This window comes from Streptomyces sp. sk2.1, assembly GCF_008120935.1.
GTDB lineage: Bacteria > Actinomycetota > Actinomycetes > Streptomycetales > Streptomycetaceae > Streptomyces.
On sequence record NZ_RDBO01000055.1, the window covers coordinates 44,312 to 57,840 of the forward strand.

Here is a 13,529-nt window from a genome sequence, read left to right on the forward strand (position 1 = left end):
CGCGCCGCCCCGCGCACGACGAGAAGGGCCCGTACCGGTCGATACGGGCCCTTCTTCCGATGATTCCGGCCGGACGCCGGCCGCGTACGCGCGACGCGTCAGCCGTACATGCGGCGCATCGCGAAGTCGACCATCTGCTCCACGGCCTTCGCGTCGAAGACCATGCGGTGCTCACCCTCCATGTCGAGGACGAAGCCGTAGCCGGTCGGCAGCAGGTCGATCACCTCGGCACCGGTGATCACGAAGTACTTGGACTCCTTGCCCGCGTACCGCCGCAGCTCCTTGAGCGTGGTGAACATCGGGATCACCGGCTGCTGGGTGTTGTGCAGCGCCAGGAACCCGGGATTGTCACCGCGCGGGCAGTAGACCTTCGACGTCGCGAAGATCTGCTGGAAGTCCTCGGCGGACAGCGAGCCGGTCGTGAAGGCACGCACCGCGTCCCCCAGGGACGGCGGCGAGGGCTCCGGATACAGCGGCTGCTCGCCGTAGCCGCCACCCATCTGCTGCTGTGCACCCGGGTTCTGGTCGTAGCCGTACATGCCGCAAAGAGTAATCGGACACATCGGGGCCTTGAGGGGTTGCGTCTTATTACTGACGGGTAGCATCATCGTAGAGGTCAGCTGATATACGCACGCCGGCTCGTCGCCCGTCCGGCCCGCACCCCGACCCCCGGGGCGCCGCGCGCCACCGCTATTGATTACGGAGCCTTCCATGGGGCACTACAAGTCGAATCTCCGCGACATCGAGTTCAACCTCTTCGAGGTCCTCGGTCGCGACAAGACGTACGGCACCGGTCCGTTCGCCGAGATGGACGTCGAGACGGCGAAGAGCATCCTCGACGAGGTCACCCGCCTCGCGGAGAACGAGCTGGCCGATTCCTTCGCCGACGCCGACCGCAACCCGCCGGTCTTCGACCCCGAGACCAACACCGCGCCGGTCCCGGCGGCCTTCAAGAAGTCGTACAAGGCGTTCATGGACTCCGAGTACTGGCGTCTGGGCCTGCCCGAGGAGATCGGCGGCACCACCTCGCCGCGCTCCCTGATCTGGGGCTACGCGGAGCTGCTGCTCGGCGCCAACCCGGCCATCTGGATGTACTGCTCCGGCCCGGCGTTCGCCGGCATCCTCTTCGAGGAGGGCAACGAGGCGCAGAAGAAGATCGCCGAGATCGCCGTCGAGAAGCAGTGGGGCTCGACGATGGTGCTGACCGAGCCGGACGCCGGTTCCGACGTCGGCGCGGGCCGCACGAAGGCCGTCGAGCAGGCGGACGGCTCCTGGCACATCGAGGGCGTGAAGCGCTTCATCACCTCGGGCGAGCACGACATGTCCGAGAACATCCTCCACTACGTGCTGGCCCGCCCCGAGGGCGCCGGCCCCGGCACGAAGGGCCTCTCGCTCTTCCTGGTCCCGAAGTTCGAGTTCGACTGGACCACCGGCGAGCTGGGCGAGCGCAACGGCGTGTACGCGACCAACGTCGAGCACAAGATGGGCCTCAAGGCGTCCAACACCTGCGAGATGACCTTCGGCGACAAGCACCCCGCCAAGGGCTGGCTGATCGGCGACAAGCACGACGGCATCCGCCAGATGTTCCGCATCATCGAGTTCGCCCGCATGATGGTCGGCACGAAGGCGATCGCGACCCTGTCGACCGGCTACCTGAACGCGCTGGAGTACGCCAAGGAGCGCGTCCAGGGCACGGACCTGTCGCAGTTCATGGACAAGACCGCCCCCAAGGTCACCATCACGCACCACCCCGACGTGCGCCGCTCCCTCATGACGCAGAAGGCCTACGCGGAGGGCATGCGCTCCCTCGTGCTGTACACCGCCACCGTCCAGGACGCGATCCAGGAGAAGGAGGCCGCGGGCGAGGACACGAAGGCGCTGCACGGCCTCAACGACCTGCTGCTCCCGATCGTGAAGGGCTACGGCTCCGAGAAGTCGTACGAGCAGCTGGCGCAGTCGCTCCAGACCTTCGGCGGCTCCGGGTACCTCCAGGAGTACCCGATCGAGCAGTACATCCGTGACGCCAAGATCGACACGCTGTACGAGGGCACGACCGCGATCCAGGGCCAGGACTTCTTCTTCCGGAAGATCGTCCGCGACCAGGGCGCCTCGCTGAACGCCCTCGCCGAGGAGATCAAGAAGTTCCTCGCCGGCGCCCAGGGCAACGAGGAGCTGGCCGGTGCGCTGGACTCGCTCGCCAAGGCGGCCGTCGACCTGGAGGCGATCGTCGGCACGATGATCACCGACCTCACCGCGACCGGCGAGGACGTCAAGAACATCTACAAGGTGGGCCTCAACACCACCCGCCTGCTGATGGCCTCCGGCGATGTCGTCGTCGGCTACCTGCTGCTCAAGGGCGCCGCCGTCGCGGCCGAGAAGCTGCCGACCGCGACCGGCAAGGACGTCGCGTTCTACCGGGGCAAGATCGCCGCCGCGAAGTTCTTCGCCGCGAACGTCCTGCCGGGCGTCTCGACCGAGCGCGCGCTCGCCGAGGCCGTCGACAACTCCCTGATGGAGCTGGACGAGGCCGCCTTCTAGTCCCGTTCAAGATCGCCAACACGCACCGCCACCCGGACACGCTTTCGGGTGGCGGTGCTGTCGTACCAGCTGGGTACGCTGAGTGCACGGCCGAGAATCCCGTCCATGGGAGGAACCATGACCGCCGAGGCACTGCCCGAAGCGTCGCAGCCGCGGCGCGACGATTCCAAGTGGCCGGTCCCACCGCCGGACGGCTACACCGTGGACGAATTCTTCACGCTCGACCTCCCGCCGCACGCAGAGCTGATCGACGGGAGTCTGGTTTTCGTGAGTCCGCAGCGAGAATTCCACACGCTGGCGATGTATCTGCTGGAGCAGGGACTGCGCAGTCATGTCCCGGAGGAGCTGCGTGTCCGTCGTGAGATGGCCGTCGTGCTCGGCAGGCGCAACGTTCCGGAACCCGACCTCGTCGTGGTGAAGGCGGACGCCGTGGGAGGACTGCGCCGGACCCGCTACGAGGCCGCCGACGTCCTGCTCGCCGTCGAGGTGGTCTCCCCCGACTCCGAGGACCGCGACCGCGACACCAAGCCCCACAAGTACGCGGCGGCGGGCATCCCGCACTTCTGGCGGGTCGAGATGGACGGCGAGCACGACCGGCCCGTGGTGTGGACGTACGAGTGCGACGCGGTGACCAGGACGTACGCCCCGACCGGTGTCCATCGCGACCGGCTGAAGCTCTCCGTCCCGTACGACATCGACATCGACCTGACCGACATCGACCGGCTGTAGACCTGGTACCGCCCCGCCGCGCCGGCCCTCTCTAGTATCGGAGGTCCAGGCAGCCGGAGGGGGCGGGTCACTCGTGGGTGGCAAGGGTTTCGCGGGTATACGGGGTGTACGGGGGAGCCGGGGGCTCCTGGCGGCCGGGGCGGCGCTGCTGCTGCTCGCGGGCTGCGGGGGCGACGGCACGGAGGCGAAGGCGCTCGACCGGAAACAGGCCGCCTCCTTGCTGCCGGACGCGAAAGCCGTACCGGGCTGGCGGATGTACGTGAAGCCCGACGCCCAGAAGCCGGTGGCCGGGTTCCCGCCGTCGGTCTGCATGGCCACCACCGAGAAGAAGCGGAAGACGGCCTGCGACACCGTCACGTCCTGGGGCGGCTCGGCCTTCGTGCGGAAGCCGGACGTCACCACGCTGAACTTCTGGGTCCTCGCCTACGAGGACGAGAAGACCGCGGACGCCGCCTACGACGTCCTGATCGAGTGGTACGGCGGGGACCGGGTCGGCCGGGACGCCCGGAAGGTGGACCTGGGCGACATCGGCGACGACCGGGAGGCCAACCGCGCCGCCGTCGGCACCATGGGCGGACCGGCCACGATCGCACAGGTCCGGGTCGGGACGACCGTCCTGGGCATCAGCACCGGCACCCAGGGCAAGACGACCGTTCCCGACGAGCAGGTCGAGGCGTTCGCCGCCGTGATCGCCGAGCGGGCGCAGCAGGCGCAGAGCGGCGAAAAGCCCTCCGCGAGGGTCTCCGGACACTGACCGGGCGTCGACCGGACACGGGGCGGGCACGGGGCGGGCACGGGGCGGACACCCCGCCGGGGGCGACGGTGAGGCGCGCCGGTCCGGCCTCGTTACAGTGAGGAACATGAGTTCCTCCCCCCGCTTCGACCGCGGCCACACCGACGATCTGCAGGCCTTCCTGATGGCCTCCCCCTCCCCGTACCACGCCGTTGCCACCGCGGCCGAGCGCCTGGAGAAGGCCGGATTCCGGCAGGTGGAGGAGACCGCCGCCTGGGACGGCACCACCGGGGGGAAGTACGTCCTGCGCGGCGGCGCGATCGTGGCCTGGTACGTGCCGGAGGGCGCGGGGGCGCACACCCCGTTCCGGATCATCGGGGCGCACACCGACTCGCCGAACCTGCGGGTCAAGCCGCTGCCCGACACCGGGGCGCACGGCTGGCGGCAGGTCGCGGTGGAGATCTACGGCGGGACGCTGCTCAACACCTGGCTCGACCGGGACCTCGGCCTCGCCGGCCGGATCTCGCTGCGGGACGGCACCCACCGGCTGGTGAACATCGACCGGCCGCTGCTGCGCGTGCCGCAGCTGGCCGTGCACCTGGACCGGTCGGCCAACCCCGACGGGCTGAAGCTGGACCGGCAGAAGCACATGCAGCCGATCTGGGGCCTGGGCGAGGTCTCGGAGGGCGACCTGATCCGGTTCGTCGCCGAGGAGGCGGGCGTCGACGCCGAGGACGTGACCGGCTGGGACCTGATGCCGCACGCCGTCGAGCCCCCCGCCTACCTGGGCCGGGACCGCGAGCTGCTGGCCGGGCCCAGGATGGACAACCTGCTCTCGGTGCACGCGGCGACCGCCGCGCTCGCCGCCGTCGCCGGGCAGCCGGACGACGAGCTCCCGTACATCCCGGTCATGGCCGCCTTCGACCACGAGGAGAACGGCTCGCAGTCCGACACCGGTGCCGACGGCCCGCTGCTCGGCACGGTCCTGGAGCGCTCCGTCTTCGCACGCGGCGGCGCGTACGAGGACCGGGCGCGGGCCTTCGCCGGGACCGTCTGCCTCTCCTCCGACACCGGTCACGCGGTCCACCCCAACTACGCCGAGCGCCACGACCCGACCCACCACCCGGTGGTCAACGGCGGACCGATCCTCAAGGTCAACGTCAACATGCGGTACGCGACCGACGGCAGCGGCCGGGCCGTGTTCGCGGAGGCGTGCCGGAAGGCGGACGTGCCGTGGCAGACGTTCGTCTCCAACAACTCGATGCCGTGCGGCACCACGATCGGCCCGATCACCGCCGCCCGGCACGGCATCCAGACGGTGGACATCGGTGTCGCGATCCTGTCCATGCACAGCGCCCGTGAGCTGTGCGGCTCGGACGACCCGTACCTGCTGGCCAACGCGATGACGGCGTTCCTGCAGGGCTGATCCCCGCCCGCCGGGGCCCGCACCGCCCGCCGCCCGGCCCGTCGGCGGCGGCGGGCGGCGGGCATCCGGCCCGCGAACGGGTGTTCCGGAACATGCCGGAATGCGGCATTCCACTTTTGTCGCGGCAACCGGCGCCACCCGTCGTCGACGCCTCGGGAGCCCCGATATCCTGGGACTTTCCCGCTGCCCGGCCATGGGCGCGTCCGGCCCGGAAGGAAAGCCGCTCGTGGAGTTCCGGCTGCTCGGCACCGTCTCCGTCGACACGTACACCGGGCCCCTGCCGCTCGGCCCCGCCAAGCGCCGCAGCCTGCTCGCCGCGCTGCTGCTGTCCGCGAACACCCCCGTCTCCATAGCGAGACTGACGGACTCCCTGTGGGACGACGAGCCGCCGCTGCACGCCCGCAGCGTCATCCAGGGACACGTCTCCCGGCTGCGCGCCCTCCTGGTCGGCGCGGACGCGGAGGCGTACGGGGTGGAGCTGGTCACCCTCGGCGACGCGTACGTGCTGCGGCTGCCGGAGACCCTGCTGGACTCGCAGCGGTTCGAGGAGCTGCTGACGCTGGCGCGGGGGCAGCGCAACCCCGCCGACGCCGTGCTGATGTTCAAGGAGGCGCTGTCCCTGTGGCAGGGCCCCGCGCTCAGCGGCGCGTTCGCCGGGCCGCCGCTCCAGGCCGCCGCGCACTCGCTGGAGGAGTCGCGGCTGGCCACGGTCGAGCAGCTGGCGCGCGCCTACTCGGCGCTGGGGGAGCACAACCGGGCCGCGGCGGTGCTGCGGGCGGAAGCGGTCACGCACCCGATGCGGGAGTCGCTGGCGGCGGGGCTGATGACGGCGCTGTACCGGGCGGGGCGCCAGTCCGAGGCGCTGGACTGGTTCCACCGCACGCGACGGCTGCTCGCCGACGAGCTGGGCATCGACCCGGGGCACGAGCTGGCCGACGCGTACGCGCTGATCCTGCGCGGCGACCCGGGGCCGGACGCCGCGCGCAACGCGTCCGACGGCCGGGGCGCGGCGCCGTCCGCCCCGGCCCGGACGGACGGCGGCCCCGGCCCCCGTGCCGAGGGCGGTGCCCCGGCCGCCGGGGCCGGGTCCACGACGAGCCCGGCGGCCGCCCCGCCGGCCGGTCCGGGCTCCGGGGACGGGGCGGCGGGGACCGATGCCGGTTCGACGGCCCGGCCGGCCGTTGCCGCGGGCGCCGGTACGGGCCCGGGCGCGGGCGGTGACACGGCCGTCGCCCTCGCGCCCGCGGCGGCCCGGCCCCTCCAGCTGCCGCTCCTCGGCAGCACCCCGCACCCCGCCGACCTGCTGCCCCGCGCGCCCCGCGGCTTCCAGGGCCGGACCGCCGAGCTGGCCGCGCTGACCCGGGCCGCGGCGGGCGAGGCACCCGTCTGCCTGGTCACCGGACCGGCCGGGGTGGGGAAGACCGCGATGGCCGTGCAGTGGGCGCACCGCAACTCCGCCACCTTCCCGGACGGACGGCTCTTCGCCGATCTGCGCGGGTTCAGCGACACCGGCGAACCCGCGGCCATCGAGGTGCTGCGCGAGTTCCTGCTGGCGCTCGGGGTCGCGCCGCGCCGCGTCCCGGAGTCCGTGGCCGCCGCGGCGGCGCTCTTCCGCTCGCTGACCGACGGGCGCCGACTGCTCGTCGTCCTCGACAACGCCCGCGACTCCGCCGCCGTCCGGCCGCTGCTGCCGGGCGGCAGCGACTGCGTCACCCTGGTCACCAGCCGGCACCGGCTGGAGGGCCTCATCGCCTCGGACGCCGCCCGTCCCGTACCGCTCGACGTCCTCGAACCGCCGGACGGCACCGCCCTGCTCGCCGGTGTGCTCGGCGAGGACCGGGTCCTGGCCGAACCGGTCGCGGCCCGCCGGCTCGCCGAACTCTGCGGGGGGCTGCCGCTCGCGCTGCGGGTCACCGCGGCCCGGCTGGCGGGGCGCCCGACCCGGACCCTGGCCGGTCTCGCCGACGAACTGGCCGACGAGCGCAGCCGGCTGACGTACCTCGACGTGGACGACACCGGCGTCTCGGCCGCGCTGCGGCTGACCGTGCAGCAGCTGCCGCAGGACGCCGTCCACCAGCTCGCCCGGCTCGGCCACCACCCGGGCAGCCACTTCGACCCGTACACGGCCGCCGCGCTCGCCGGAACCGACCCGGTCGCCGCCTCGGCGGCACTGGAGCGGCTCGCCACCGCCCACCTCGTCTCCGAGACCGCGCCCGGCCGCTGGGGGCTGCACGACCTGGTGCGCCTCTACGCCCGCGGCATGGACCCCACGAGCGGGCCCGAGGCCCTCATCGGCGTCCTCGACCACTACATCGCCACCGCGCTGGCCGCCGCCGACACGGCCGAACCCGGCGGCGAGCCCTGCTTCGTCCTGCCGGACGACTACCACCGCCCCGCCGCCGTGCGGGACTTCACCGACCGGGCGACGGCCATGCGCTGGCTGGTCACCGAGCGCGACGATCTGGCGCTGGCCGCCGTCGCCGCCCGGAACGCCGGGTTCCACGACCGGGCGTGGCGGATCATCCTGCTCCAGTGGCCGCAGGTGGTCTGGCGGGTGCGGGACAACTGGTCCCCGCTGCTGGAGCTGGCGCTGGACTCCGCCCGCGCCCGCGCCGACACGTACGCCGAGTCGCGGGTGCTCAACCTGCTGGGCTGGGTGCTGACCGAGGAGGGCCGGACCGCCGAGGCGATCGCCCTGCTGGAACGCTCGCCCGGCCTCGCCCGGCAGTCCGGCGACCGGCTCGGCGAGGCGACCGCGCTGATCAACCTGGCCGTCGTCCAGGCCGAGCAGGGGGAAGTGGACATCGCGCTGGAGAACTGCGAGCAGGCCGTCGGGCTGGCCCGTGCGGAACAGGACCCGCACACCGAGATGCTCGCCCTCCAGCACCTGGCCCGGATGCAGCTCACGGCGAACCTGCCGCTGGACGCCCTGGAATCCGCCCGGACCGCGCTCGACCTCGGCCCCGAGCACGAGGAGGTCGCCCGCAGGGTGCTGCTGCTGACCACCAGCGGCGAGGCCCATCTGGCGCTCGGCTCGGAGGAGGAGGGCATCCGGCTGCTGGACCGGGCGGCCGGGGAGGCGGAGCGCACCGGTTACGACGGGGGCGCGGTCCGGGCCCTCGAAGCGCTGCTGCGGGTGACGGCCCGACCGGAGTACCGCAAGCGGTACGAGGAGGCCGTCCACCGGCTCACCGACGACGGGTGACACGTGCGTGCGCGGGGCCGGGCCGTCGCGCACGGGCGGTTCCGCGGCCCCGCGGCCCCGCGCCCGGCCTCCCGCGCCCCGCGGCGCCCCGTACGTCGTGCCCCGTACGTCGTGCGTCGTGCCCCGTACGTCGTGCGTCGGCCCGGATGCGCCCGGTCCCGCGCACCGGACGCGCCCGGCCCCGCACATCAGCGAAACGTCAGGATCACGACAGCGGAACGTGAGCGGCGCCGCCCAGAATCGTCGATGCCGACGAGGCGGGAACGGGTTCGCCGACGCCCGTTGTCCGCCGCCGCTCCCTCGTCGGGAGAAACCGGAAGGAACCCGCGCGTTCCTTCCGCGACCGGCCACCGGTCGCGCGGCCGCGCGACGGCATGGACGGCCTCGGAGCTGTCGGGCCCCGACCCAGCGGGTCCCGGCGGAACAGGTCCCGACCGGCAGACCCCGAACTGCCGGTCGGGACCACCGGAGCCGGATCGCACCGGGGGGTGGGATCCGGACGCCCGGGGGGCGGGGTCCGGACCGGCAGGACCCGAACCCGCCGGTCCGGAAGCCCTGCCCGACGTCCCCGGCCCGGTGTCTCAGCCCCGGGCCTGTTCGTCCATTCCCGCCAGCACCAGCGGCAGCCGGGGCGCTCCCCCGGCGCTCACGCGGACGGGGACGCCCCAGTCCTGCTGGTGGACGTGGCAGGCCGGGTACTCGTTGGCCGGGTCGTCGTCGCAGGAGGCCGCCATCGCCGACACGTGCAGCACGCCCTCGGTGACGCCGTCGGCCAGGACCAGGTCGCGGAACAGGTCGGTACCGGCCCCCGCGCCCCCGGCCAGCAGCTCGGGCGGGGTCGCCGAGACCAGCAGCCGGGTCGAGGGACCGTACCGGGTGTCCAGCTTCTGCCCGGCGGGGGCCTGGAAGACCACGTCGAGCCGGAGCGTGCCCGGGGCGATCTCGGTGGCCGCGCGCTGCGTGCGGTGCGCCCGGTCGGCGACGCGTACGGCCTCCTCGGGCAGGCGCAGCCGGGTCAGCCGGTGCCGGGCGGACTCGACGACGACGAGGTCGCCGTCGACCAGCACGGCGTCGCTGGGCTCGCGCAGGTCCGTGGCCAGTGTGGTGACCTCGTCGCTCGCGGGGTCGTAGCGCCGCAGCGCGTGGTTGTACGTGTCGCAGACCGCCACGGACCCGTCGGGCAGCGCGGTCACCCCCAGCGGGTGCTGGAGCAGGGCCTGTCCGGCGGCGCCGTCGCGGTGCCCGAAGTCGAAGAGCCCGGTGCCGACCGCCGTACGGACGGCGAAGCCGGTGCCGTCGCGCTCGACGTACCGGAGGGCGGACGTCTCCGAGTCGGCGACCCAGAGCCCGGTCCCGTCGGCGGACACGGCGAGCCCGGACGGCTGGGCGAACCACGCCTCGGCGGCCGGTCCGTCGACCAGCCCCTCGTTGGTCGTACCCGCCTCGACGCGCACCGTCCCCGTCCCGGGGTCGTACGTCCACAGCTGGTGCACGCCCGCCATGGCGATCCACAGCCGGTCCGCGAACCAGGCGACGTCCCAGGGGGAGGAGAGGTCGACCTCACGGGCCGGGCCGGACGTCGGCGAGCCCTGCCACCACTGGCGGCCGGTGCCCGCGAGGGTCGTGGTCCCGCCGGTGGCGGGGTCGAAGGCGCGCAGGGCGTGGTTGACCGTGTCGGCGACCACGATCCGCCCGTCGGGCAGCGCGGCGAGCCCCTGCGGCTCGGAGAACCGGGCCTCGTCGGGCCCGCCGTCGGCGAACCCCCTGTCCCCCGTTCCGACGTGACGGCGAACCGTTTCACCGTCACGTTCGATCTCGACCAGGCGGTGGCGGGTGGTGTCGGAGACGAGGAAACCGCCGTCGGGCAGGAGCAGCGCCTTGCCGGGGAAGCGCAGATGCGTGGCGACCGGCTCGGGCGCGACGTACGGGCCGTCGCCCCGGCGCAGCGTGCCCTTCGCGCCGTGCTCGGCCTCCAGCTCCTCGACCAGCTTCTCGATGGCGTGCGCATGGCCCTCGCCCGCGTGCTGGGCGACGACGTAGCCCTCGGGGTCGATGACGACGAGCGTCGGCCAGGCCCGTACGGCGTACTGCTTCCAGGTGGCCAGCTCCGGGTCGTCGAGGACCGGGTGGTGCACCCCGTACCGCTCGACGGCGTCCACGACGGCCCGGTGCTCGGCCTCATGGACGAACTTCGGCGAGTGCACACCGATGATCACGACGGTGTCGCGGTGCTTCTCCTCCAGCTCGCGCAGCTCGTCGAGCACATGCAGGCAGTTCACACAGCAGAAGGTCCAGAAGTCCAGGATCACGATGCGTCCTCGCAGGTCGGCGAGGGTGTACTGCTGGTCGCCTGTATTGAGCCAGCCGCCCTTGCCGATCAGCTCGGGGGCCCTGACGCGCGCACGTGTTGCCATGTGGACAGTCAACATCACCGCGGCCCGCGCGCATTCCGGAGGGTCCGGGCCTTCCGGGAGTTCCTGGGGGAACCTGTGGCCCATGAGATTCCTGGTGCGCGAACGGCTCTTCGCCGTCGGTGACGACTACTGGATCGAGGACGCGAACGGCCGCAAGGTCTTCCTCGTCGACGGCAAGGCCATGCGGGTGCGGGACACCTTCGAGCTGAAGGACGCCTCGGGCCGCGTCCTGGTCCGGAGCCGGCAGAAGCTGCTCAGCCTGCGCGACACGATGGTCGTCGAGCGCGACGGCGAACAGCTCGCCGAGATCAGGCGCAAACGGCTGTCGCTGCTGCGCAACCACTACCGGGTCACACTGGTGGACGGCACCGTGCTCGACGTCAGCGGCAGGATCCTGGACCGCGAGTTCGCCATCGAGTACGACGGGGAGCTGCTGGCCCAGATCTCCCGGCGGTGGCTGACCGTCCGGGACACCTACGGGATCGACATCGTGCGCGAGGACGCGGACGCGGCGCTCCTCCTCACCGTGGCGATCTGCGTCATCATGCTCGCCGACAAGGAACGCGACGGCTGAATCCGGCCGCTCTCGCACCACCCGGCCGACTCATGGTGACCGGCCGGTTCGCAGTGACCTGACCCGGCCGTTTCACGTGAAACGGCCCAAGGGCGCGCTCCGGGCCCGTCGCATACCGGGAGCGGGCGGGGTCAGAGGCCCAGGCGGCGGTCCTTGAGGGCCGGGAACTGCTCACGGGTCTCCGCCACTCTCGCCGGGTCGAACTCCACGTCGAGCACCTCCTCGTCCGCGCCCGCCTCCGCGAGCACCTCGCCCCAGGGGTCGACGACGATGCTGTGCCCGGCCTGCTCGACACCGCCATGGGTGCCCGCGCAGCCGACGGCCAGGACGTACGACTGGTTCTCCACCGCGCGGGCGCGGGCCAGCAGCGTCCAGTGGGCGCGACGGCGCTCGGGCCAGCCCGCCGCGACGACCAGCGTCTCGGCGCCCGCGTCCACCAGGCCCCGGAACAGTTCGGGAAAGCGCAGGTCGTAGCAGGTGGCGAGGCCGAGCGTGGTCTGCGGCAGGGCGACCGTGACCAGCTCGTCGCCGGCGCCCATCATGACCGCCTCGCCCTTGTCGAAACCGAAGCGGTGCACCTTGCGGTACGCGGCGGCCAGCTCGCCCTCGGGAGTGAGGACGAGCGAGGTGTTGTAGAGGGTCCCGTCGGCGGCCCGCTCGACGACGGAGCCCGCGTGCAGCCAGACCCCGGCGTCGGCCGCGGCCTTCGCCATGATGTCGTGGGTGGGGCCCCGGAGCGGTTCGGCCTCCTTCTCGAACTCGGCGTACGAGAAGGCACCGACCGGCCAGAGCTCGGGAAGGACCACCAGGTCCGCGCCGCGGCGGGAGGCGACCAGCGAAGCCGCGCGCCGCCTGCGGGAGTCGACGGATTCGTCCGGGTCTACTGCGATCTGGATGAGGGAGGCGCGCACACTACCACCGTCCTGGCGTTCAAGCCGTCGACACGGCCTACGATCGTCACACGAAAGCACTGCCGAGGTACCTGCTCGCAGCGTAACTTAGCGACCGAACCTCCCACGCAGTCCGCCGCCGCCCGCGCCCAGCACTCCAGCCCATGCACCGCAGAACCGCACGAGGGGTCCCGTGACCGTCCATCCCAGCCTCCAGACCTACGCCGATGCCTGGACCCACTCCATCGAGTCGATAGCCGAGCTGGTGAAGTCGCTCCCCGAGGGGGAGTGGAACCGCAGGACACCGTGCCCCGCCTGGTCGGTGCGCGATGTCGTCTCGCACATCATCGGCATGGAGTGCGAGCAGCTCGGCGACCCGCGTCCGATCCACTCCCTGCCCCGCGACCTCTACCACGTGCAGAGCGACTTCGCCCGCTACATGGAGATGCAGGTCGACGTGCGGCGCCACCACACCGCGCCGGAGATGACCTCCGAACTGGAGTACACGATCATTCGCCGCGCACGTCAGCTGCGCAACGAGACGCGCGATCCCGAGACCATGGTCCGGGCCCCGCTGGGCGCCGAGCAGACTCTCGAACTGGCACTGCGGATGCGGGTCTTCGACGTCTGGGTGCACGAGCAGGACCTGCGGACGACGCTGGGCCGGCCCGGCAACCTGGACTCCCCCGGCGCCACCGTCGTCCGGGACACCCTGCTCGACGCGCTGCCGAAGGTGGTCGCCAAGGACGCGGGCGCACCGGCCCGTTCGGCGATCGTGCTCGATGTGAACGGGCCGCTGGAGTTCCTGCGCACCGTCAGGGTCGACGCGGAGGGCCGCGGTTCGGTGGACGGTTCGCCCTCGCTCGGCCCCGCGGTGACGCTGGCGATGGACTGGGAGACGTACTTCCGTCTCGCCTGCGGGCGGGTGCGGGCGGGCGCGGTCGCCGACCGGATCAAGATCGAGGGCGACCAGGACCTGGCGGACGCGATCCTGCGGAACTTCGCCGTCACCCCGTGAGG

The 13,529-nt window shown here is 72.5% G+C and carries 10 protein-coding genes; 7 read left to right on the plus strand and 3 right to left on the minus strand.

Annotated features, from left to right (window positions below; all coding sequences use genetic code 11):
* Positions 1-98 precede the first annotated feature (98 nt).
* Positions 99-539: an SseB family protein gene (locus EAO76_RS17430; protein WP_148836880.1), complete on the minus strand. Its 441-nt coding sequence runs from the start codon at positions 537-539 to the stop codon at positions 99-101.
* Positions 540-711: 172 nt separating this feature from the next.
* On the opposite strand from EAO76_RS17430, the gene EAO76_RS17435 reads away from it, so the two are divergent.
* From EAO76_RS17435 to EAO76_RS17455, 5 genes are all read left to right on the plus strand, one after another.
* A complete protein-coding gene (locus EAO76_RS17435; protein ID WP_148836881.1) occupies positions 712-2,538 on the plus strand; it encodes an acyl-CoA dehydrogenase in 1,827 nt (608 codons plus the stop codon).
* A 105-nt stretch (positions 2,539-2,643) separates the two neighbouring features.
* A complete protein-coding gene (locus EAO76_RS17440; RefSeq protein ID WP_148836882.1) occupies positions 2,644-3,267 on the plus strand; it encodes a Uma2 family endonuclease in 624 nt (207 codons plus the stop codon).
* Positions 3,268-3,340: 73 nt separating this feature from the next.
* Entirely contained in the window at positions 3,341-4,021 is a 681-nt protein-coding gene (locus tag EAO76_RS17445) for a hypothetical protein (protein WP_148836883.1), read from the plus strand.
* A 106-nt stretch (positions 4,022-4,127) separates the two neighbouring features.
* Positions 4,128-5,426, plus strand: coding sequence for a M18 family aminopeptidase (locus tag EAO76_RS17450; protein WP_148836884.1), 1,299 nt, complete (start codon positions 4,128-4,130; stop codon positions 5,424-5,426).
* Between the two features lie 226 nt (positions 5,427-5,652).
* Positions 5,653-8,631: a BTAD domain-containing putative transcriptional regulator gene (locus tag EAO76_RS17455; RefSeq protein ID WP_148836885.1), complete on the plus strand. Its 2,979-nt coding sequence runs from the start codon at positions 5,653-5,655 to the stop codon at positions 8,629-8,631.
* Positions 8,632-9,212: 581 nt separating this feature from the next.
* Here EAO76_RS17455 and EAO76_RS17460 read toward each other — a convergent pair.
* Entirely contained in the window at positions 9,213-11,045 is a 1,833-nt protein-coding gene (locus EAO76_RS17460; protein WP_148836886.1) for an NHL domain-containing thioredoxin family protein, read from the minus strand.
* A gap of 82 nt (positions 11,046-11,127) precedes the next feature.
* Here EAO76_RS17460 and EAO76_RS17465 point away from each other — a divergent pair, with 82 nt between their 5' ends.
* Positions 11,128-11,619 carry an LURP-one-related/scramblase family protein gene (locus tag EAO76_RS17465; protein WP_148836887.1) on the plus strand — a complete coding sequence of 164 codons (492 nt, stop codon included), beginning with the start codon at positions 11,128-11,130 and terminating at the stop codon, positions 11,617-11,619.
* A gap of 131 nt (positions 11,620-11,750) precedes the next feature.
* Here EAO76_RS17465 and EAO76_RS17470 read toward each other — a convergent pair whose 3' ends face one another.
* Positions 11,751-12,530, minus strand: coding sequence for a carbon-nitrogen family hydrolase (locus EAO76_RS17470; RefSeq protein WP_148836888.1), 780 nt, complete (start codon positions 12,528-12,530; stop codon positions 11,751-11,753).
* 172 nt (positions 12,531-12,702) lie between these two features.
* On the opposite strand from EAO76_RS17470, the gene EAO76_RS17475 reads away from it, so the two are divergent.
* Positions 12,703-13,527 (plus strand): maleylpyruvate isomerase family mycothiol-dependent enzyme, encoded by an 825-nt coding sequence (locus EAO76_RS17475; protein ID WP_148836889.1) that lies wholly within the window; start codon positions 12,703-12,705, stop codon positions 13,525-13,527.
* The last annotated feature ends 2 nt before the right edge of the window (positions 13,528-13,529 follow it).